Origin of the sequence: Bacillus sp. CBEL-1 (genome assembly GCF_004348885.1) — a bacterium.
Classification (GTDB): domain Bacteria; phylum Bacillota; class Bacilli; order Bacillales; family Bacillaceae_H; genus Priestia; species Priestia aryabhattai_A.
The window spans coordinates 330,523-353,291 of sequence record NZ_SBIM01000011.1 but is presented as its reverse complement, the minus strand read 5'-3'; the positions used below and the strand labels follow the sequence as shown (position 1 = coordinate 353,291).

The 22,769-nt window shown below is 36.5% G+C and carries 22 protein-coding genes and 4 tRNA genes; 25 read left to right on the top strand and 1 reads right to left on the bottom strand.

Features of this window, described 5'->3' with window-relative positions; translation table 11 throughout:
- The first annotated feature begins 20 nt into the window (after positions 1-20).
- The 5 genes from mnmG to EPL02_RS09910 all read left to right on the top strand — a co-directional run bounded on the left by mnmG (position 21) and on the right by EPL02_RS09910 (position 5,403).
- On the top strand, positions 21-1,910 hold the full coding sequence (mnmG, locus tag EPL02_RS09930) for a tRNA uridine-5-carboxymethylaminomethyl(34) synthesis enzyme MnmG (RefSeq protein ID WP_094910933.1): 1,890 nt from the start codon (positions 21-23) through the stop codon (positions 1,908-1,910).
- Between the two features lie 27 nt (positions 1,911-1,937).
- A complete protein-coding gene (gene rsmG, locus EPL02_RS09925; protein ID WP_094910934.1) occupies positions 1,938-2,654 on the top strand; it encodes a 16S rRNA (guanine(527)-N(7))-methyltransferase RsmG in 717 nt (238 codons plus the stop codon).
- Positions 2,655-2,797: 143 nt separating this feature from the next.
- Positions 2,798-3,673: a nucleoid occlusion protein gene (noc, locus tag EPL02_RS09920; RefSeq protein WP_094910935.1), complete on the top strand. Its 876-nt coding sequence runs from the start codon at positions 2,798-2,800 to the stop codon at positions 3,671-3,673.
- A gap of 109 nt (positions 3,674-3,782) precedes the next feature.
- Positions 3,783-4,556, top strand: a complete 774-nt coding sequence (locus EPL02_RS09915; RefSeq protein WP_131887586.1) for a ParA family protein — start codon at positions 3,783-3,785, stop codon at positions 4,554-4,556.
- Positions 4,537-5,403, top strand: coding sequence for a ParB/RepB/Spo0J family partition protein (locus EPL02_RS09910; protein WP_131887574.1), 867 nt, complete (start codon positions 4,537-4,539; stop codon positions 5,401-5,403). The genes EPL02_RS09915 and EPL02_RS09910 overlap by 20 nt, the downstream gene beginning before the upstream one ends.
- A gap of 31 nt (positions 5,404-5,434) precedes the next feature.
- Here the strand turns inward: EPL02_RS09910 and yyaC are convergent, their stop codons facing one another.
- The gene (yyaC, locus tag EPL02_RS09905; protein WP_094910936.1) at positions 5,435-6,055 is read right to left on the bottom strand and encodes a spore protease YyaC; all 621 of its coding nucleotides are present in this window, start codon (positions 6,053-6,055) and stop codon (positions 5,435-5,437) included.
- 84 nt (positions 6,056-6,139) lie between these two features.
- Between yyaC and EPL02_RS09900 the strand changes: the two genes are divergently transcribed.
- From EPL02_RS09900 to EPL02_RS09805, 20 genes are all read left to right on the top strand, one after another.
- On the top strand, positions 6,140-7,156 hold the full coding sequence (locus tag EPL02_RS09900; protein WP_094910937.1) for a YkvI family membrane protein: 1,017 nt from the start codon (positions 6,140-6,142) through the stop codon (positions 7,154-7,156).
- A 60-nt stretch (positions 7,157-7,216) separates the two neighbouring features.
- Entirely contained in the window at positions 7,217-8,128 is a 912-nt protein-coding gene (locus tag EPL02_RS09895) for a mechanosensitive ion channel family protein (RefSeq protein WP_131887573.1), read from the top strand.
- Positions 8,125-8,322, top strand: a complete 198-nt coding sequence (locus tag EPL02_RS09890; RefSeq protein WP_094910939.1) for a DUF951 domain-containing protein — start codon at positions 8,125-8,127, stop codon at positions 8,320-8,322. The genes EPL02_RS09895 and EPL02_RS09890 overlap by 4 nt, the downstream gene beginning before the upstream one ends.
- A gap of 138 nt (positions 8,323-8,460) precedes the next feature.
- Entirely contained in the window at positions 8,461-9,561 is a 1,101-nt protein-coding gene (gene ychF, locus EPL02_RS09885; RefSeq protein WP_025907884.1) for a redox-regulated ATPase YchF, read from the top strand.
- Between the two features lie 155 nt (positions 9,562-9,716).
- Positions 9,717-10,004, top strand: coding sequence for a 30S ribosomal protein S6 (rpsF, locus tag EPL02_RS09880; RefSeq protein WP_025907885.1), 288 nt, complete (start codon positions 9,717-9,719; stop codon positions 10,002-10,004).
- Positions 10,005-10,048: 44 nt separating this feature from the next.
- Positions 10,049-10,549 (top strand): single-stranded DNA-binding protein, encoded by a 501-nt coding sequence (gene ssb, locus EPL02_RS09875; protein ID WP_025907886.1) that lies wholly within the window; start codon positions 10,049-10,051, stop codon positions 10,547-10,549.
- Between the two features lie 61 nt (positions 10,550-10,610).
- A complete protein-coding gene (rpsR, locus tag EPL02_RS09870) occupies positions 10,611-10,850 on the top strand; it encodes a 30S ribosomal protein S18 (protein ID WP_013059913.1) in 240 nt (79 codons plus the stop codon).
- Between the two features lie 135 nt (positions 10,851-10,985).
- Positions 10,986-11,933, top strand: coding sequence for a YybS family protein (locus EPL02_RS09865; protein ID WP_094910940.1), 948 nt, complete (start codon positions 10,986-10,988; stop codon positions 11,931-11,933).
- A 38-nt stretch (positions 11,934-11,971) separates the two neighbouring features.
- Complete coding sequence (locus tag EPL02_RS09860) at positions 11,972-13,945, top strand: DHH family phosphoesterase (RefSeq protein WP_094910941.1); 1,974 nt, start codon at positions 11,972-11,974, stop codon at positions 13,943-13,945.
- Positions 13,942-14,391: a 50S ribosomal protein L9 gene (gene rplI / locus EPL02_RS09855; RefSeq protein WP_025907889.1), complete on the top strand. Its 450-nt coding sequence runs from the start codon at positions 13,942-13,944 to the stop codon at positions 14,389-14,391. Before EPL02_RS09860 ends, rplI begins: the two co-directional genes overlap by 4 nt.
- A gap of 120 nt (positions 14,392-14,511) precedes the next feature.
- Positions 14,512-15,876, top strand: coding sequence for a replicative DNA helicase (gene dnaB / locus EPL02_RS09850; protein WP_131887572.1), 1,365 nt, complete (start codon positions 14,512-14,514; stop codon positions 15,874-15,876).
- Positions 15,877-16,063: 187 nt separating this feature from the next.
- On the top strand, positions 16,064-17,350 hold the full coding sequence (locus tag EPL02_RS09845; RefSeq protein WP_094910943.1) for an adenylosuccinate synthase: 1,287 nt from the start codon (positions 16,064-16,066) through the stop codon (positions 17,348-17,350).
- A 142-nt stretch (positions 17,351-17,492) separates the two neighbouring features.
- Positions 17,493-17,565: transfer RNA gene (locus tag EPL02_RS09840), tRNA-Lys, on the top strand.
- A 13-nt stretch (positions 17,566-17,578) separates the two neighbouring features.
- Positions 17,579-17,650 (top strand) — tRNA-Glu (locus EPL02_RS09835).
- 25 nt (positions 17,651-17,675) lie between these two features.
- A tRNA-Asp gene (locus EPL02_RS09830) sits at positions 17,676-17,751 on the top strand.
- 9 nt (positions 17,752-17,760) lie between these two features.
- Positions 17,761-17,833: transfer RNA gene (locus EPL02_RS09825), tRNA-Phe, on the top strand.
- Between the two features lie 193 nt (positions 17,834-18,026).
- Complete coding sequence (gene yycF, locus EPL02_RS09820; protein WP_076513581.1) at positions 18,027-18,734, top strand: response regulator YycF; 708 nt, start codon at positions 18,027-18,029, stop codon at positions 18,732-18,734.
- Between the two features lie 9 nt (positions 18,735-18,743).
- Complete coding sequence (gene walK, locus EPL02_RS09815) at positions 18,744-20,639, top strand: cell wall metabolism sensor histidine kinase WalK (RefSeq protein WP_094910944.1); 1,896 nt, start codon at positions 18,744-18,746, stop codon at positions 20,637-20,639.
- Positions 20,636-21,994: a YycH family regulatory protein gene (locus EPL02_RS09810; protein ID WP_286175388.1), complete on the top strand. Its 1,359-nt coding sequence runs from the start codon at positions 20,636-20,638 to the stop codon at positions 21,992-21,994. The genes walK and EPL02_RS09810 overlap by 4 nt, the downstream gene beginning before the upstream one ends.
- Positions 21,981-22,760, top strand: a complete 780-nt coding sequence (locus EPL02_RS09805) for a two-component system regulatory protein YycI (RefSeq protein ID WP_131887571.1) — start codon at positions 21,981-21,983, stop codon at positions 22,758-22,760. The genes EPL02_RS09810 and EPL02_RS09805 overlap by 14 nt, the downstream gene beginning before the upstream one ends.
- Positions 22,761-22,769: the final 9 nt, after the last annotated feature.

Genomic DNA, 22,769 nt, shown 5'->3' with positions numbered 1-22,769 from the left:
GTTAAAAGGAGGTTATTCTTATGCATTATGAAGGTGGACAATATGATGTAATTGTTGTTGGAGCTGGACATGCTGGATGTGAAGCTGCACTAGCTTCTGCACGAATGGGTGCAAAGACATTAGCTTTAACAATCAATTTAGATATGGTTGCATTTATGCCATGTAATCCATCTGTAGGTGGTCCTGCAAAAGGGATTGTAGTAAGAGAGATTGATGCACTTGGTGGAGAAATGGGACGAAATATTGATAAAACTCATATTCAAATGAGAATGTTGAATACAGGTAAAGGTCCTGCTGTACGTGCTTTACGGGCGCAAGCAGATAAATTCGCTTATCAGCATGAAATGAAAAAAACCCTGGAAAATGAAAAGAATTTAACACTTGTTCAAGGTATGGTTGAAAAATTAATCGTTGAAGATGGTGTTTGTACAGGAGTTGTGACGCAAACAGGAGCGGAATATAAAGCAAAAACAGTTGTTATTACAACAGGTACGTTCCTTCGTGGAGAAATCATTCTAGGAGAACTGAAGTATTCAAGTGGTCCTAACAATCAACAGCCTGCTATTAAGCTATCGGAACACTTAGAAGAGATTGGTTTAGAGATGGTACGCTTTAAAACAGGTACGCCTCCGCGTGTTAATAGCCAGACAATTGATTACAGTAAAACGGAGATTCAGCCTGGTGATGATGTGCCACGGGCTTTTTCATATGAAACTACACAATTCATTACAGATCAACTACCTTGTTGGTTAACCTATACAAGTGAAACAACGCATCAAATTATTGACGATAACCTTCACTTATCACCGATGTATTCTGGAATGATTAAAGGGACAGGCCCACGCTATTGTCCTTCAATCGAAGATAAGGTTGTACGCTTTAATGATAAACCACGTCATCAAATCTTTTTAGAGCCTGAAGGACGTCACACTCAAGAAGTTTATGTACAGGGTTTATCAACAAGCCTACCAGAACACGTCCAGCGTAAGATGCTTGAAACAATTCCTGGGTTAGAAAAAGCTCAGTTGATGCGTGCTGGTTATGCAATTGAGTACGATGCAATTGTACCAACGCAATTATGGCCAACATTAGAAACGAAAAAGGTAAAAAATCTGTATACAGCAGGTCAAATTAATGGAACATCCGGCTATGAAGAAGCGGCAGGTCAAGGTTTACTTGCAGGTATTAATGCTGGTTGTCGTGCTTTAGATAAGGAAGAGCTAATTTTAGGTCGAGCAGATGCTTACATTGGTGTTTTAATCGATGATTTAGTAACAAAAGGTACCAATGAACCATATCGTTTATTAACATCAAGAGCAGAATATCGTTTACTTCTTCGCCATGATAATGCGGACTTACGTTTAACAGATGTCGGATATAAGATTGGTTTAATTAGCGAAGAGCGTTATGCTTCATTCCAGGCTAAAAAGGCAGAGATTGAAGCTGAAAAAAATCGTCTGCATGCAGCAATTATTAAGCCAAATGAGCAAGTACAAAGCGTAATTCGAAGCGCTGGGGGTAGTGAATTAAAAGACGGTATTCGAGCCCTTGAGCTATTGCGACGACCAGAGATGACATATGATCATATTAGTCAGCTTGTCCCTGCAGAAACTGAAATCCATCCAGAAGTAGCTGAGCAGGTTGAAATTCAAACAAAGTATGAAGGTTACATTCAAAAATCATTGCAGCAAGTTGAACGTTTGAAGAAGTTAGAAAACAAAAAAATCCCTGATTTAATTGATTATGATGCTATTCATGGTTTAGCTAACGAAGCGCGCCAGAAATTAAAAGAAGTACGTCCTTTAACAGTAGCTCAAGCATCACGTATTTCAGGAGTTAACCCAGCGGATATTTCCATTCTTCTCGTTTATATTGAACAAGGTAAAATTGCAAAAGTATCAAACGACTAACTTATTGGTAAAGGAAAGGGTAACGCAATGAATATTTCACAGTTTCAACAGTTGCTAGAGGAAAAAGGAATTACTCTTTCTTCCTCTCAGCTTGATCAATTTGAACGTTACTATAAAATTCTCGTTGAGTGGAATGAAAAAATGAATTTAACGGCTATTACAGAGCATGGTGAAGTGTATGAAAAACATTTCTATGATTCTGTATCAGCAGCTTTCTTTCAAGACTTTCACTCTATTGAGAGCGTTTGTGATGTAGGAGCAGGTGCTGGTTTCCCAAGTATTCCATTGAAAATCTGCTTCCCTCACCTTCACGTTACAATTGTGGATTCGTTAAAAAAACGAATTACATTTTTAACACATTTAACCGAGGAGTTAGGTTTGGAAAATGTGTCACTTTATCACGATCGAGCAGAAGAGTTTGGGAAAAAAGAAGGAATTCGTGAATCCTTTGACTTAGTAACAGCTAGAGCTGTAGCTCGTATCTCAGTTTTAAACGAATTTTGCCTACCTCTTGTAAAAGAAAATGGTCGATTTATTGCCATGAAGGGATCTTCTGCACCTGATGAATTAAAAAATGGCGAAAAGTCCTTTAAAGTATTAGGTGGAAAAGTACAAAAAATTGAACATTTCCAGTTGCCATTTGAACAAAGCGAACGTTATATTGTTTTAGTAGATAAAGTAGCAAAAACGCCGAAGAAATATCCAAGAAAACCAGGAATGCCTATTAAATCACCACTTGAATAAATGGGATAAAAGGCACGTTAATGTAAAGAATGTTTCTTGTGAAACATTCTTTACATTAACATTTTCCTAGAGCAAAGAAGGATATTAACGACAAATATCGAATTAGTTTTAAGGCGGGATTTTCCTGAAGGTGGTGTAGGATTATGAAATCTGCTTTTTCACGTTTTTTTAATTTAAAAGAAAAAGATGAAGCTATCTCGGTAGCCTCAGAAGAACCTCAAATTGAAAATGTCGAAAAAGTTTCAAAAGATGAAGTAAAGCAAATTTTGGTTTCAAGTATTACTCCCAATCGCTATCAGCCACGTACGGTTTTTAATCAATCTAAAATAGAAGAGCTAGCACTTACTATTCATACGCATGGTATTATACAACCAATTGTTGTTCGACCGGTCAATGATAATGAGTATGAGTTAATTGCTGGTGAACGTCGCTGGCGAGCAGTTCAGTCACTTGGTTGGGAAAGAGTTCCTGCTATTATAAAAGATTTTAATGACACTGAGACAGCGTCAGTAGCATTAATTGAAAATTTACAAAGAGAAGAGTTAACGGCGATTGAAGAGGCATTAGCCTATGCGAAATTACTAGAGTTACATAATCTTACGCAAGAAGCTCTTGCTCAGCGACTAGGCAAAGGCCAATCAACAATTGCAAATAAACTTCGATTATTAAAACTTCCTTCTCCTGTACAAGATGCTATTAAACAAAAGTTAATTACAGAAAGACATGCACGAGCACTTATTCCTCTGAAGAATGAAGAAAAGCAACTTCAACTTTTAAATGACATTATCGAGGGTAAGCTTAATGTGAAACAAACGGAAGAACGTGTAGCTAAACTATTAGAAACACAGGTGAAAAAACCAAGAGCAAAACGAAAAGCATTCAGTAAAGATACTCGTATTGCTATGAACACAATTCGTCAGTCTTTAACAATGGTTAATGATAGTGGAATTAAGCTGAATACAGAAGAAGAGGAATTTGAGGAGTACTATCAGTTTACGATTAAAATTCCAAAGAAATAAAGATTAAAATAATCCTCATCTGCTTACGATGAGGCTTTTTTATAATTAGTTTAAGCACGAACTGAAAGTAAGAACAATAAATGGATGGGAAATGAAAGCAGGTGACAACTTGGGGAAAATAGTGGCGGTTGCTAATCAAAAAGGTGGAGTTGGAAAAACGACTACTGCTGTCAATCTAGGTGCATGCTTAGCGCAGCATGGTCAAAAAGTACTGTTAGTAGATGGTGATCCGCAAGGAAATGCAACAAGCGGTGTAGGAATTGAAAAAGCAGATGTAGATGCTTGTGTCTACAATGTTGTTGTAGAAGATATGGATACAAAACAGGTCATTTGCCCAACAGCTGTGGAAAACTTATCAATTATCCCTGCAACAATTCAATTAGCAGGTGCAGAAATTGAACTTGTTTCAACTATTTCCAGGGAAGTACGCTTAAAAAGGGCATTAGAAACAGTAAAAGATCAGTATGATTATATTATTATTGACTGTCCCCCTTCTTTAGGTTTATTGACATTAAACGCTTTAACAGCAGCAGATTCAGTATTGATTCCTGTTCAGTGTGAATATTATGCGCTAGAAGGTTTAAGTCAGCTACTTAACACAGTAAGATTAGTACAAAAACATTTAAATCATCACCTTCGAATTGAAGGTGTCCTATTAACAATGTTAGATGCACGCACGAATTTAGGACTCCAAGTTACTGCTGAGGTCAAAAAGTATTTCCAAGAACGTGTTTACCAAACAATTATTCCACGAAACGTTCGTCTTAGTGAAGCACCTAGTCATGGTGCACCAGTTATTTTATATGATTCAAAGTCTAGAGGGGCTGCGGTATACATGGAACTTGCGAAGGAAGTGATATATAATGGCGAAAGGATTAGGTAAAGGTATTAATGCTTTATTTTCGGGGGTAGATACACAAGCTACAGATTCAATTCAAGACATTGATATTAATGAATTAAGGCCAAATCCTTATCAACCGCGTAAAACGTTCCAGCAAGAAGCAATCGAGGAGTTAAAGCAGTCCATTTTACACCATGGAATTCTACAACCGATTGTTGCTAGAAGAAGTATTAAAGGATATGAAATCCTAGCTGGAGAACGTAGATTTAGAGCAGCAAAAGAAGCAAACTTAACAACGGTCCCTGTTATTGTAAAAGATTTTTCAGAAAAGCAAATGATGGAGTTGGCGTTGCTTGAGAACTTGCAGCGTGAAGACTTGACTCCAATCGAAGAAGCAATGGCTTACCATCTTCTTATTGAAAAACTTGATATGACACAAGAGCAATTGGCAGCTCGCCTAGGCAAAAGTCGACCGCATATTGCCAATTATCTACGTTTGTTACAGCTTCCAGAAGAAGTGCAAATGTTAATTTCAAATAACGAAATTTCAATGGGACACGGTCGTACATTAGCTGGATTAAAAAATAAATCATTACTTCCAAAAGTAATTAAAAAAATAAAAACAGAGCACTTAAATGTTCGACAATTAGAGGCTTACGTTTCTCACCTTAATCAATCTGTTTCACGTGAAACAAAGAAAGAAAAACCTCAAAAAACAAAAGATATCTTTATTAGAGAAAATGAAACAAAGTTGCAGGAAAAACTAGGTACTCCCGTAAATATTACGAGAACTAAGAAAAAAGGAAAGATTGAAATTGAGTTCTTTACTCAAGATGATTTAAATCGCTTATTAGAGTTATTAGAACATATTTCAATTGAGCAAAAATAAAAAGGTTGTCCTAATTATTAGGACAACCTTTTTATTTTTCATACTCTAATTGATAACTATGAGATGACAAAGAGACAGAGGGTCCTCTATGAGTTTGATAAGCATATTGAATACTAGTAGCAATTAATTCTGCAATGCTCATGACTAAATAAAGTCTTGTATTTTGTAGTACAAAAAACTCCATAAAGCCACTTACATTTACAATTCCAGTCATATGAATATCACCCACAGGAGGTAACTCTTTATTTACGCCCGCACCAGGCTTTACCGGCCCTATTCCCAATGAAACAGATCCTACACTCTTCATTCTTCCTAAACAAGCATCAATGCCGATAATAAAAGGGTTATCAAATTCTTTTTGAATCATTTTTAACGTATCTTTTAAATTCACAGCATGAATGGGATCTTTTAATGTGCCATATATATGAAAATGAGAAAGGCTTTTTTCTTTTAATTTCGTGCCTACTAATGGTCCTAATGAATCTCCAGTTGAGCGGTCTGTTCCGATACAAACAATTACGACCGGTCTAGCAGGATCAGCTGGAAGTAACAACCCTAGCTGTTTACTTAATTGTTGAGCAGCAAATTCTTCATCATGAAAAATACGAATTGAACGTGATGTTTTCTCAAAGAAGGAGGATTTTAGATTCATAGGTTCCACTCCTTATACATAGTAGTAACAGTATACGAAGATTTTTAATATTCTATACATACATTTCACTTAAAGGAGGAATTTATGTTGAAGCAGGGCTTTAAATGGATGTTTCTTATTTTAGGTACAATTATTGGAGCTGGTTACGCATCTGGAAGAGAACTTTGGCAATTCTTCGGCGAAGAAAGTGGACTGGCTCTGCTTTTATTTACTATTATCTTTATTATTTGTTGTCAAGTAATTATGAGTATTAGCTTTCAATTGAAAACAAATCAATTTTATCCATTGCTTATTGAAGTGTTTGGAAAAAGGTGGGCTTTCCTTTATGATAGCTTAATCATTTTTTATTTATTTTCAACAACAGTTATTATGATTGCAGGTGGAGGCGCTACGTTAGAAACATTTCAGCTTCCATACTGGTTAGGCATTATGACCTTTAGTTTATTAATTATCCTGGTGTTTATTAGAGGTATTCAAGGAATGCTCTCTATTAATTCCTATATTATGCCTGTACTTGTTATCGGCTTAATTAGTGTACTTCTTTTTTTTATTTTAAAAAGCCAGCATATTTTAGACATTGACTGGCGTCATCAACATAATTGGTCTTCAGGCTTTACTTTTACGGCTTTAAATATTCTCCCTCTCGTTGCAGTTCTCACAACCATTGGAAATGAGATTAAAACAAAAGTAGAAATTCATATTGCTTCCATAGGGAGTGGTTTGCTAATTGGTGGTTTATCCTTTGTTTATAATGAATCACTTTTACAGGTTTCAGATTTGTTACCAGATTACGAAATTCCGTTATTTGCTATAATGAAAAGTTTTCCGTTTTTTATGCTAATTATTATGAGTATCTTATTGTTAGTGGCTATCTATACAACAGCAGTATCAGGGATACTAGGTTTAACCACTAGATTTCGCAGGAATGAAAATACTTCGTTATGGAAAATGGCCATTATATTTGTCATCATTATGATTCCATTTACAAAACTCGGGTTTTCTAAGTTAATTGCTGTTTTATACCCTTTATATGGTATGGTTAATCTATTCTTATTAGCGGCTTTACTAGTTTATCCAATACGAAATATCTACAAAAATTAAATAAAACTTGCTAAAATAAACTAAAATATTATGACAATCATGAGAATGGGAGCTTGCAGCATGGAATCAATTCAAACCTTTTTAAAAACGACGTTTCAGACGTTCTTTAAAGAAGAGACGTGGGCTAATATAGGTATAGGTTTTATTAAAATATTACTCATTATTATCGTTTCAATGTTATTAATTCGATTTGGGAAAATGTTTTTAAATAAAATGATAGAGGTTCGGACAAAAAGCCCACTGCGTATTTCAGAGCGAAGAGAAGCAACGTTAGTACGTTTAATTCAAAATGTATTTACGTATGCAGTTTATTTTATTGCGCTTGTTATGATTCTGGAAACGATGACAATTGAGGTAAAGGGATTATTAGCAGGAGCAGGAATCGTTGGTTTAGCAGTAGGGTTTGGTGCTCAAAATTTAGTAAAGGATGTTATTACAGGTTTCTTTATTATTTTTGAAGATCAGTTTTCTGTAGGAGATTATGTGCGAATTGGTACATTTGAAGGTACTGTGGAGGAGATTGGTTTGCGGACAACTAAAATTAAAAGTTGGACAGGAGAAATTAATATTTTGCCTAATGGAAGTATTATAGAAGTGACCAACTTTTCGCTTCATAACAGCATTGCATTTGTAGATGTTAGTATCTCATATGAAGAAGATATTCAAAAAGCGGAAAAAATTATTCTAGAACTCTTAGAAGAATTGCCTGGGAAATATGAAGATATGGTAAAAACACCAGAATTACTAGGAGTTCAAACAATGCAAGCAAATGAAGTTGTTATGCGCATTACAAGTGAAGTGAAACCAATGAGGCATTTTCACATATCACGTATGATTCGTAAAGAAGTAAGAATGAGATTAAATGAGCATGGTATTGAAGTTCCGTTTGCGAAGATGATTATGTATAATCGTGGTGAAGATCCTAAAAATGTATTAACTCATCGAGAAAATCAAGGAGGTCACAGTAATTGAATCAAAAAGAATTTGGTTTAAATGACATTGTAGAAATGAAAAAACCCCACCCTTGTGGAGAGAATAGATGGAAAATAATTCGAATGGGAATGGATATTCGAATTAAATGCGAAGGCTGTGGTCATAGTGTCATGATTCCTCGTAAGGATTTTGCTCGAAAAATGAAAAAGATCTTAGTTAAACATGAAGAATAACTGAAAAAGTAATTCATATAAATACTGAACTAGGACAGGCTTTTCCAATCAATAAAGCTTGTGTTTTCAAATGTGAATTACTATAATTGTGAAAGGTTAACTGGTTTTCGGTTATATAAAAGAGGAGTGAATGATCATATGGCTTTAACAGCTGGAATTGTTGGTCTTCCGAACGTAGGAAAATCAACTTTATTTAATGCAATTACACAAGCGGGAGCAGAGTCTGCTAACTACCCTTTCTGTACAATTGATCCGAATGTTGGGATTGTAGAAGTTCCTGACGAGCGTTTAGATAAACTTACTGAGCTTGTAAAACCTAAGAAGACAGTTCCAACAGCATTTGAATTTACAGATATTGCAGGAATTGTAAAAGGTGCGAGTAAAGGTGAAGGATTAGGAAATAAATTTTTATCTCATATTCGTGAAGTAGATGCAATTTGTCACGTAGTGCGTTGCTTCGAAGATGAAAATATCACTCACGTTTCGGGGAAAGTAGATCCTATCTCAGATATTGAGACAATTAATTTAGAGCTAATCCTAGCTGACTTAGAAACTGTGGACAAGCGTATTGGCCGTGTTCAAAAGATGGCGAAACAAAAAGATAAAGAAGCAATGTATGAGTATGAAATCTTAGAAAAGCTAAAAGAAGCGTTTGAAGCTGGACAACCTGCGCGTTCTGTTTCATTTACTGATGAGCAATTAAAGCTTGCTAAGCAGCTACACCTTTTAACAATTAAACCAATTCTGTATGTAGCGAACGTATCAGAAGATGAGGTAGCGGATGCGTCATCAAATCAATATGTAGCGAAAGTACGTGAATATGCGAAAGAAGAAGGCGCAGAAGTAATTGTAGTTTGTGCTCGTATTGAATCTGAAATTGTTGAGCTTGAAGGTGAGGAAAAAGAAATGTTCCTTGAAGAGCTTGGAATTGAGCAATCAGGTTTAGACCAACTAATTCGTGCCACTTATGATTTATTAGGTCTTGCAACATACTTCACAGCTGGTGAGCAAGAAGTACGCGCATGGACGTTCAAAACAGGTATGAAGGCACCTGAATGTGCGGGTATTATTCATACAGACTTTGAGCGTGGATTCATCCGTGCTGAAACGGTATCTTATGAAGATTTATTAGCAGCTGGAACAATGGGAGCTGCACGTGAAGCAGGAAAAGTTCGTCTTGAAGGAAAAGAATACATCGTTAAAGATGGCGATGTTATGCATTTTAGATTCAACGTATAAAAAGTACGGCTTTAAGCCGTACTTTTTCTTTTAAACGAAACTCTTTTAATATCATTGCGTTTCGAAAGTTTACATGATATAATTTTAAATCGTGAGTAATATAATTATTGCTCCTTGCCCGTTTAGGGCCGTTAGACCAAAAGGAGGTGACAGTGATGAGAAAGTATGAAGTAATGTACATCATCCGTCCAAACATTGATGACGAAGCAAAAAAAGCATTAGTTGAGCGCTTTAACGGTGTTTTAACTGACAATGGTGCAGAAGTTGCAAACGTTAAAGAATGGGGTAAGCGTCGTTTAGCTTATGAAATCAACGATTTCCGCGATGGTTACTACATGATTCTTGACGTAGCAGCGACTTCAGAAGCAGTTTCTGAGTTTGATCGTCTTGCTAAGATCAACGAAGACATTATCCGTCATATCGTTGTTAAACAAGAAGCTTAATTTATCGTTTAAATAAATAGTTTTTTCCTTAAGGAGTGGTTCTGATGATGAATCGCGTAATTCTCGTAGGACGCTTGACGAAAGATCCTGAATTACGTTATACCCCCAATGGAGCTGCAGTTGCAACATTCACACTAGCAGTCAACCGCGCATTTACAAATCAACAGGGTGAACGTGAGGCAGACTTTATTAACTGTGTCGTATGGCGTCGTCCTGCTGAAAATGTAGCAAACTTTTTGAAAAAGGGTAGTTTAGCTGGTGTTGATGGACGTTTACAGTCTCGTAGTTATGAAGGACAAGACGGTCGTCGAGTTTATGTAACAGAGGTTGTGGCAGAAAGTGTGCAATTCTTAGAACCAAAAAGTGGTGGCGGGGATATGCAACGCAATAACTTTGCTAACACTGGTGGATCTGGACAAGGCTCTCCATTTGGAGATAATCAGAACCGTAACTCAGGTAATCAAGGTTATACTCGCGTTGATAATGATCCATTTGCAAATAATGGTGAAACAATCGACATCTCTGATGATGACTTACCATTCTAAAAAGTGATAAGTGCGAAGTATACAATCGGATAGAGTTTAAAAGGGAAGGAGGCGTATTTCAATGGCAGGTGGACGTAAAGGTGGACGTAACAGACGTCGTAAAGTTTGTTTCTTCACAGCAAACGGCATCACTCACATCGACTACAAAGATGTAGATATGCTTAAAAAATTCGTTTCAGAGCGTGGTAAAATTTTACCTCGTCGTGTAACTGGAACAAGCGCTAAATACCAACGTAAATTAACGATCGCTATCAAACGCGCTCGTCAAATGGCATTATTACCATATGTTTCAGGTGAATAATGAATATAAAAAGAGACAGTGAGGACTTCCTTGCTGTCTCTTTTTACATCTAAATAGATAAACTGGTGAAATAGTTGCTTCTCTTGTATTGAATCGATACAATAAGTAATAGTTTATACAATACGAGGTGAAGTTGTGAAAGGGATTCGTTATATTACCGAAGGAGCAGCACTTTTAGCCCTTTTTGTAGCGCTGTTGTTGTTTCTCCTATACATACCGGTTATTGGTGGGTTTTTAACTCTTGCTCTTGCTGTACCGTTTATTGTTTATACAGTTAGACATGGTGTGAAAAGATCCATTCTGTTTTTTATTGTATCTTTATTGTTAACATTATTATTTGGGACAGTTGTAACATTACCAGCAACAATGGTTTTTGGTATAAGCGGTATTGTAATTGGCTACTTGTATCAACAGAAAAAAGCGCGATACAGCGTATTGTTAGGTGGAACCATTGCTTTTAGCCTTGCATTTTTGCTAATGTTTGTGCTATCAAGTTTGCTTATGAATGTTAACTTAATTAGTGAAATGAACAATGCGTTGAATCAGTCAATTGATCAAAGCGTTGATATGATGAAAAGTTTAGGACAAACCGTTACAGATGAACAGATTCAACAGTTGGAACAAACCATTACAACTTTTAAATATTTACTTCCACTGTTTATTGTCATGTTGGGGGTTGTTTGTGCCTTCTTTTCTCAGTTAATCGCTGCATCTGTATTAAAACGTTTGAAGCATGATATTGAATCATTTCCACCATTTCGTGAACTGCAATTACCTAAAAGTGTAATTTGGTACTATTTAATTGTATTAATTTTATCATTTCCTTCATTTAATTTTGAAGAGGGATCATTTATGTTTATCGCTATCTTAAATTTAGCGATGGCCTTGCAAATGTTAGTCATGTTACAAGGATTTTCTTTTATCTTTTATTTTTCATATCAAAAAGGTTATTCGAAAGCAATTCCAGTGATTGTAACAATTTTGGCATTTATTCTGCCAATTCTCCTTCAATTTGTACGCATCTTAGGTATAATTGATTTAGGATTTAATTTACGTAAGCGTATTGGGAATGTGGATAAATAAAAGTTAATGTGGAACTTAAAGATTAGGAGCTGAAATAGATGCCTGTCTTTACAAAGAAAAATATCATTCGTTATCCATTTTATTTACTGTACAGTATTGCTCTTATTTTAGTAGGGGTAGTGACATATCACAACTGGATGATTGGCGTAGGGGGCTTTGTGCTTTTACTGGTGACCTTGCTGCTGTTTATTAAAATGGAACGAATGTTAGTAGACGAGCTTGAAAAGTATATCTCAATGATTTCTCACCGGGTGAAAAAAGTGGGGGAAGAGGCATTAATGGAGATGCCGATTGGGATTATGTTGTTTAATGATGAATATCAGATTCAATGGACTAACCCTTTTCTAGCTTCTTGTTTTGATGAGGATTCATTAGTAGGACGTTCCTTGTATGATGTAGCCGAAAGTGTTGTTCCGTTAATTAAGCAAGAAGTTGAGACAGAAGTAGTCACTTTGCATGAAAGAAAATTTAAAGTAATTATCAAAAGAGAAGAACGTCTACTTTACTTTTTCGATGTTACAGAGCAGATAGAAATTGAAAAATTGTATGCTGATGAAAGAACCAGCATCGGTATTATCTTTTTAGATAACTATGATGAGCTTACACAAGGAATGGATGATCAAGTGAAAAGTAACCTGAACAGCCAAGTTACTTCTCTGCTTAATCATTGGGCTCAAGAATATGGTATCTTTATCAAACGGACGTCTTCTGAGAAGTTTATTGCAATTATGAATGAGCAAACATTACTTCATCTTGAACGTAGTAAATTTTCAATTTTAGATCAAGTACGTGAAGAAACGTCTAAACAGAATATACCGCTTACACTAAGCGTTGGAATCGGTACTGGAACCTCTCCATTACCTGAATTAGGTGCACTAGCTCAATCCAGCCTTGACCTAGCACTAGGACGTGGTGGAGATCAAGTAGCGATTAAACAACCAAATGGTAAGGTGAAGTTTTATGGTGGCAAAACAAATCCAATGGAAAAGCGTACAAGAGTACGTGCACGTGTCATTTCGCACGCCTTAAAAGAGCTTATCACCGAAAGTGGTCAGGTTATTATCATGGGGCATAAATATCCAGATATGGATGCGATAGGCGCTGCAATTGGTATTTTAAAAGTAGCACAAGTAAATCAAAAAGATGGATTTATCGTTTTAGATCCTCAACATATTGATACGGGTGTAAAGCGGCTTCTAGAAGAGATTAAGAAAAGTCCTGATCTTTGGGAACGATTCATTACCCCTGATGAGGCACTTAATCTAGTGGGTGACGATACATTACTGGTGGTTGTCGATACTCATAAGCCTTCACTTGTAATTGAAGAACGATTATTAAATCGAGTTGAAAACGTTGTGGTCATTGATCATCATAGACGAGGCGAGGACTTTATTGAAGATCCTCTACTCGTCTATATGGAGCCATATGCTTCCTCTACTGCCGAATTAGTGACAGAGCTATTAGAATATCAACCTAAGCGTTTTAAAATTGATATGCTAGAAGCCACTGCTTTATTGGCAGGGATTATTGTAGATACGAAAAGTTTTACCCTTAGAACTGGTTCTCGAACGTTTGATGCTGCGTCCTTTTTAAGATCTCAGGGAGCTGATACAGTTCTTGTTCAAAAGTTCCTTAAAGAAGACATTAATCAATATGTGCAAAGAGCTCGTTTTATTGAACACGCAGAAATCTATAAAGCAGGAATTGCTATCTCAAGAGCAGATGAAGCTGAAACGTATGATCAAGTGTTAATTGCACAAGCTGCCGATACATTATTATCGATTAGTGGAGTCGTTGCTTCATTTGTTATTTCGAAAAGAAGAGATCAGCTTGTTGGAATCAGCGCTCGCTCACTAGGTGATATCAATGTTCAAGTAATTATGGAAAGCTTACAAGGCGGCGGTCATTTAACGAATGCAGCTACTCAATTACAAAACATGACGTTAGATCAAGCAGAAGAGCTATTAAAGCAAGCAATTGATGAATACTTGGATGGAGGTAAAAAATCATGAAAGTCATTTTCTTAAAAGATGTAAAAGGTAAAGGGAAAAAAGGAGAGGTTAAAAACGTAGCCGATGGTTATGCACATAACTTCTTATTGAAGAATGGATATGCTGTTGAAGCAACAGGTGGTAATGTAAAAGTATTAGATGCTCAAAAGAAAAAAGAGCAAAAAGAAGCTGCACAAGAATTAGAAAACTGTAAAGAACTAAAGAACACGCTCGAATCTTTAACAGTAGAGTTAAAAGCTAAATCAGGTGAAGGTGGCCGTTTATTTGGTTCTATTACAAGCAAGCAAATTGCAGAAGAATTAAAGAAAAAACATAACATTAAAATTGATAAGCGTAAAATCGAACTAGATGATGCTATTCGTGCGCTAGGTTATACAAATGTACCTGTAAAACTACATCCTGAAGTAACGGCTACAGTAAAGGTTCATGTAACAGAACAAAACTAATGATAAACAAGGATTAGTCTATAAATAGTAAGGTTAAAATAAGAATAAATTAAATGTTGGCGCGAAGAATTTCGCGCCAACATTTGCGATAATCGAAAAAGCGATAGAGGGGCATAAACTATGAATGATCTTTTTGCTGATCGTCTACCGCCTCAAAATATCGAAGCTGAACAGGCGGTATTAGGGGCAATTTTCCTAGAGCCATCTTCTTTAACGTTAGCGTCTGAGTTATTAATTCCAGAAGACTTTTATCGAGCAGCTCACCAAAAGATTTTTACATGCATGCTAAAACTTTCAGACCAAGGTGAACCGATCGACTTAGTTACGGTTACATCAGATTTAGCAAATCAAAAAATCTTAGAAGAAATAGGTGGAGTGGCATATCTAAGCGATTTAGCTAACTCTGTACCAACTGCTGCTAACATTGAATACTATGCGAAAATCGTAGAGGAAAAATCGATTCTTCGCAGGCTTATTCGAACAGCGACTGATATTGCTTCAGAGGGTTATGCGAGAGAAGATGAAGTCGAAGTCTTATTGAATGAAGCGGAAAAAAACATTTTAGAAGTAGCACAGCGTAAAAATACGGGCGTGTTTCAAAATATTAAAGATGTTTTGGTACAAACCTATGACAATATTGAAGTTCTTCACAATCGTAAAGGTGACATTACAGGGATTCCAACAGGGTTTACTGATTTAGACCGCATGACTGCAGGGTTTCAGCGAAACGATTTAATCATTGTTGCCGCACGTCCATCGGTAGGTAAAACTGCATTTGCGCTAAATATTGCCCAAAACGTAGCAACCAAAACAGATGAAAACGTAGCGATTTTCAGTTTGGAGATGGGAGCGGAACAGCTTGTTATGAGGATGCTTTGTGCAGAAGGTAATATTGATGCACAAAGGTTAAGAACAGGCTCTTTAACATCGGAAGATTGGGGAAAGCTAACCATGGCAATGGGCTCTCTATCTAATGCTGGTATTTATATAGATGACACGCCAGGTGTACGAGTAGGAGAAATTCGCTCAAAATGTAGACGTCTGAAGCAAGAAGGCGGCCTAGGAATGATTTTAATTGATTATCTACAGTTAATTCAAGGAAACGGTCGAAGCGGCGAGAATCGTCAACAAGAAGTATCGGAGATTTCTCGTTCGTTAAAAGCATTGGCACGTGAACTTCAAGTTCCTGTTATTGCACTATCTCAGCTTTCACGTGGAGTTGAGCAACGTCAAGATAAAAGACCAATGATGTCGGATATTCGTGAATCAGGAAGTATTGAGCAGGATGCTGATATTGTTGCCTTTTTATATCGTGAAGACTACTATGAAAAAGATACTGAAAATCAAAATATTATCGAAATTATCATTGCTAAGCAGCGTAACGGGCCAGTTGGAACGGTGCAATTAGCTTTTGTGAAGGAATATAATAAATTCGTAAACTTAGAAAGACGCTTTGATGATTCGGGTGTACCACCAGGTGCATAAACCTCTCAATTCGAGAGGTTTTTTTGTATATATATCGTATATGTTCGGTAAAAAGCAGTATATTATCTTTGTTTAAGATTAAATAGTTCGGATTTACATTGACTTTACTATGATAAATTGATACACTTATTTACGGTTAAATTATGTCGTAGTAGGCTGTTGCTTACTAAGCGGAGGTGCTTAAGATATGTCTTCAGTTGTTGTAGTAGGAACACAATGGGGAGATGAAGGAAAAGGGAAGATTACAGACTTCCTGTCAGAAAATGCAGAAGTAATTGCACGTTACCAAGGTGGAAACAATGCTGGTCATACGATTAAGTTTAATGGTGAAACGTACAAATTACATTTAATTCCTTCAGGGATTTTTTATGATGATAAAGTTTGTGTGATTGGAAATGGTATGGTTGTAGATCCAAAAGCACTTGTTCAAGAATTAAAATATCTACATGATCGTAACGTAACAACAGATAACTTACGTATTAGTAACCGTGCGCATGTTATTTTACCTTACCACTTAAAATTAGATGAGGTAGAAGAAGAGCGCAAAGGTGATAATAAAATTGGAACAACGAAAAAAGGAATTGGTCCAGCATATATGGATAAAGCTGCACGTGTAGGTATCCGTATTGCAGATTTATTAGACCGTGAAGTGTTTGAAGCAAAATTAACGCAAAACTTAGCTGAAAAAAATCGTCTTCTTGAAAGAATGTATGAAGTAGAAGGCTTTAAATTAGAAGATATCTTAGATGAATATTACGAGTATGGTCAACAGGTTGCAAAATATGTTGTCGATACGTCTGTTGTATTAAATGATGCTTTAGACGAAGGTCGTCGCGTATTATTTGAAGGTGCACAAGGTGTTATGTTAGATATCGACCAAGGAACATATCCGTTTGTAACTTCTTCTAACCCTGTTGCTGGTGGGGTAACAATCGGTTCAGGTGTAGGTCCTTCAAAAATCAAGCATGTAGTGGGTGTATCAAAAGCATACACAACTCGTGTTGGTGACGGTCCGTTCCCAACAGAATTAACAAACGAAATTGGTGATCAAATTCGTGAAGTAGGTCGTGAATACGGAACAACAACAGGTCGTCCACGTCGCGTTGGTTGGTTTGACAGCGTAGTTGTTCGTCACGCGCGTCGCGTAAGTGGTATCACAGATTTATCTTTAAACTCAATCGATGTTCTAACAGGAATTGAAAAATTGAAGATCTGTGTAGCATATCGTTATGAAGGTAAAATCATTGAAGAATTCCCAGCTAGCTTAAACGTTTTAGCTAAATGTGAGCCTGTTTATGAAGAGCTTCCAGGTTGGACGGAAGATATTACAGGTGTGAAATCTTTAGATGAGTTACCTGAGAATGCACGTCATTATTTAGAGCGTGTTTCACAATTAACTGGTATTCCGTTATCCATTTTCTCAGTGGGACCAGATCGTAAACAAACAAACGTATTACGCGGAGTTTATAGCTAATAGTGTAAAAAAACCAACGTTTAGTTTCTTAAACGTTGGTTTTTTGTTAAATTCATTTCTTAAAAATGTTTTTCTAAAAAAACTATTGCATTTAGTATCTAAATCATGTTATTATTACACATGTCGCTGATATTCATAGTATGAGCCATTAGCTCAGTTGGTAGAGCATCTGACTTTTAATCAGAGGGTCGAAGGTTCGAGTCCTTCATGGCTCACTTTTATTACTATGGCCCGTTGGTCAAGCGGTTAAGACACCGCCCTTTCACGGCGGTAACACGGGTTCGAATCCCGTACGGGTCATTTTTATTACATATTATAAACTGAGGGTCCCGTGGTGTAGCGGTTAACATGCCTGCCTGTCACGCAGGAGATCGCGGGTTCGATTCCCGTCGGGACCGCCATTTGATGATGGCTCGGTAGCTCAGTTGGTAGAGCAAAGGACTGAAAATCCTTGTGTCGGCGGTTCGATTCCGTCCCGAGCCATAAAAAGCATGACTTTTAAAAGTCATGCTTTTTTGTTTGTATATGGTTGAAAATTAATGCTGTTGTTGTATAGTAGAGGATGAATTTGTGACGATTACTATGTTATGAAGTATAATACAATTAGTGTATTCAAACATTATGAATACTTACTTTCCTATTTTTTGTTCGAAATGATAAAAGGAGAACGATGATCATGGATAAACGTATTTTAGTAGTAGATGATGAAAAGCCAATTGCAGATATTTTAAAGTTCAATCTGCAAAAAGAAGGTTACGAAGTGTTTTGCGCTTACGATGGTGTAGAAGCACTTGAAAAGGTGGAAGAAGTACAACCAGAAATGATTCTGTTAGATATTATGCTACCGCAAAAAGATGGCATGGAAGTGTGTCGAGAAGTTCGAAAAAAGTATGATATGCCAATTATTATGTTGACCGCTAAAGATTCTGAAATTGATAAAGTACTTGGCCTTGAACTAGGTGCAGATGATTATGTAACAAAGCCTTTCAGTACGAGAGAGCTGTTGGCGCGAGTGAAAGCAAATTTAAGAAGACATCAACAGATTTCAAATAATGTTGAAGAAGAAGAGAGCAATGAGATTACAATAGGTGCACTTGTCATTCATCCTGATGCTTATATTGTTTCAAAGCGTGGAGAAACGATTGAATTGACACATCGTGAATTTGAATTGCTGCATTACTTGGCAAAGCATATCGGACAAGTTATGACGCGAGAGCACTTGTTACAAACAGTATGGGGCTATGACTATTTTGGTGATGTTCGTACAGTTGATGTTACTGTTCGAAGATTACGTGAGAAAATTGAAGATAACCCAAGCCATCCAATGTGGATTGTAACAAGACGTGGGGTAGGTTATTATTTGCGTAGTCCAGAGCAGGAGTAACGCTACGTTATGAAGAAAGTCCGGTTTTTTCAGTCCATTCATTTGAAGTTTGTATTAATTTATGTATTGCTTATTTTAATTGCAATGCAAATTATTGGTGTTTATTTTGTACGCCAGTTAGAAAAAGAACTTGTTAATAACTTTACAAATTCATTGACAGAACGGGTAGGGTTACTTGCTTATAATATTGAACAAGAGCTAGAAAAAACACGTAACGACACGTCCCCTACTTTAGAAGAAGACTTAGAAGTAGTGCTGAGAGACTTTGCTTCTATGCAAGGGATTTCTTCTAAAGATATATTAGAAGTGCGCGTTATTGACCCGAATAGACGTATTATAGGGACATCAAACCCAAACCCTGAACAAATAGTAGGGAAAAAAATAAATGATTTAGCCGTTACAAATGCTCTTTTAGCAGGCACATCTTCTAATAAGGTATATCGTAAAAGTGGTGACAGAATTAGAGTATTGACTGTGCCTATTCGTCTACAGGATGATGTAGGAGGAAATGCTTCTACTAATCCAAATAGCCGAGAAAGTTTACAGTCAGAACAAGAGATACTAGGTGCTGTTTATTTAATTGCGACGATGGAGCCGGTCTACGAGCAAATGAGGAAAATTAATAGCATCTTTGCTTCCGGTACAGTTATATCGTTAGTTATTACAGCACTTTTAGGTGTGTTTTTGGCTCAAACGATTACACGACCAATGTCTGAGATGCGTAAGCAGGCATTAGAAATGGCAAAAGGAAACTTCTCAAGAAAAGCAAAGGTCTACGGTTATGATGAGATAGGACAGCTTGCCTTAACGTTTAATAATTTGACAAGGAAACTGCAAGAAGCACAAGCTACTACTGAAGGAGAGCGGCGTAAGCTAAGCTCTGTACTTGCTCATATGACAGATGGTGTTATTGCTACTGACCGTAAAGGTAGAGTGATTTTAATTAATGACCCAGCTGCGTCGATGTTAAACGTTTCACGTGAAACTGTATTGTCAGAGCCTATTGTCACGCTTTTAGGTTTAGATGAAACACATACATTTGAAAGCTTATTGGCTAATCAAGATTCACTAATCCTTGATTTTAGTACGAAAACAGAACCGTTTATCTTGAGAGCCACTGTGTCAGCTATTCAAAAGGAAACAGGTTTTATCAACGGAATTATTATTGTCTTGCACGACATTACAGAGCAAGAGAAAATCGATCAGGATCGACGAGAGTTTGTAGCAAACGTCTCTCATGAACTTCGAACACCTTTGACCACAATGCGAAGCTACTTAGATGCTTTGGCAGAAGGCGCGTGGCAGGATAAAGAGATAGCTCCAAACTTTTTACATGTTACTCAAACAGAAACAGAGCGCATGATTCGTTTAGTTAATGACTTGTTGCAATTATCTAAGTTAGATAGCGAAGACTATCGTTTTAGTCGAGATCCGGTTAACTTTGTAAAGTTCTATCATTACATTATTGATCGTTTTGAAATGACAATTGAGCAAGGAATTACTTTTGTTAGAGAACTACCTGATGAATCCATCTATGTAGCGATTGACCAAGATAAAATTACGCAAGTATTAGATAATATTATTTCAAATGCGATTAAGTATTCACCAGAAGGGGGAACAATTACGTTTTCCATTAAACAACACACGCATGAAATTGTGGTGAGTATTAAAGACCAAGGCATGGGAATACCAAAGTCAAATCTGTCTAAAATCTTTGAACGCTTTTATCGTGTGGATAAAGCGAGAACGCGTAAGCTAGGAGGAACAGGTTTAGGTTTAGCGATTGCAAAAGAAATTATTGAAGCTCATGATGGTCGAATATGGGCAGAAAGTAAAGAAGGGGTTGGGACATCTATTTACTTCACACTCCCAATTGAAAGCGAGAATGATGAAGAATGGGAATGAGATATGAAAATATAAAAACCATTGTGCTAGTGATTCTGGTGGTTTTAAGCTTATTCCTGACTTGGAATTTATGGTCCTATCAATCACCTTCTGATTTAAATACTGAAACCCAAAACCTTCAAGAGGCTGAGGTAGGTGGAAAGAGTGAACTGGAGGAATATATACGTCCTACGAAGGTACTCTATCACCAAAGCGGCAGTCACTATCTGTCTCATGAAGAAAAGCAAATAGACTCATGGTTGCAAGAGATGAAAACGTGGAAATTAGCAGATATTACGGATGTTTCGAGTGCCATTGAGCCTAGTGGCTTTTTAAACTATGTTCATGATAATAATTCTGTAGAAATTGTATATCCAGACCTAATACCAGTGGAAACTTTTCAGCAAATGTTTAGCTTTACCACAGATAAATTACCAAGGATAGATTTTGATCGGGTAGTCATAAAGATAAAAAAGACGCCTACTTTGTCTGTAAACATGTATTTGGTGAACTATAATCAACAAAAAGTGTATGCAGTAAAAATTAGTAATGTAGTGAAGAACGATGTGCAAAAATTAGCAGATGCGGGAACGTCAGCAGAGCGTTGCGTAGTTTATAAAAAGAATGAAAACCGTTATATTTTCATACCAGCTCAAACGCCTGATATGCACAAGCTTTATGCATATGAAGCACCTTTAGATATTCGTAAATTTCAAGATGCGCTGTTTACAAATCCAAGTTATGCCCGAACAGAAAGCTTAGCATATAGAGAGCTGTATACAGAAGGAACAAAGGTTATTAATGTAAATACACGAACAAATGTGATGGAGTATGTTAACCTGGTGAATTCGAATACAGAATCAAATGATGACGCAAATTTATTAAATCGTAGCTTTAGCTTTGTTAATGATCATGCTGGATGGACAGAGCCCGATTACCGTTTTGATAGTTGGAATCGTGTAACAAAAGAGATTACATATCGTTACTATCACGATAATCACCCTGTATATAGCAACCAAGGCATGACAGAAATCTATCAAAGGTGGGGTAATGCTGAAGTCTTAAATTATCGTCGACCTTTGTATCGCTTTGTTCAAGTTTCCTTACCTGAAACGAAAGTGCAGCTCCAGTCTCCTCAAGAAGTAATTGAAATGATTGAAAAGCATCAGGATTTTGATCCTTCTCTGCTAAATGACATATCAATTGGATATCAGCTTGAGGAAGGGATTGGGAACAATCAACAAAAAGATAAGGATAAAGCCGAGTATGATTCAAATTCCGTTACATTGGTTCCTTCTTGGTTTTACTACTATAATAACAAGTGGTACCGAGTTACGTTACCTGATGAAGGAGGCGTAAACGGTGGATTGGAATAAAACGAAATCGATTTTCATTGTAACGTTCCTAGTCTTAGATTTATTTTTAATTTATCAATTCATGAAAAAGCATGATCAAGATCAGTATTCATTATTTGTTGAATCAAGTATTGAAGATCAGCTAGCTGCAGAAGGAATTACTTACACGGAGCTTCCTAAGATTGAAAAAAATGCATCTTCACTAAACGCAAATAGTAAAGGGTTTAGTGAAAGCGATTTGAAAAAGCTTAAAAAGCAAAAAGCAAAATTAATTGATGAAAAAACAATTGAAAGTACGTTAGACAAACCAGTTCCTGTTCCTACAAAGAATAAAACATCAAAGCTAAACCAGTTCTTACAAGACTATGTTCTTTCCGGCAATGCATATACACTTTGGAAAATCAATGAAGATAAAAATACAATTACATTTTATCAACAGTATAAAAATAAAGTTATTTACGATAATGAAAATGGCATTGTCATTGCGCATTTGAATGACAAAAATGAAATTACTTCTTATGAGCAGACCCTTATGGAAAATATCGAGCCTTTAGACGATGAACAAGAAGTTCTTGCGCCAATTAAAGTGCTTGAAAATCTGTATTTAAAAGAAGAGTTAACCGAAAAAAGCACGGTAACAGAAATAGAGTTAGGTTATTATACTTTTGATTTACCTTTGCCAAGCTCACAGGTCCTTGCACCTACTTGGCACGTTGTCGTAGACGAAGATGTTGACTATTTTGTAAATGCTTTTGAAGGGCAAATCATTCAAAAGAGTTCAAAATAGTATATTGGA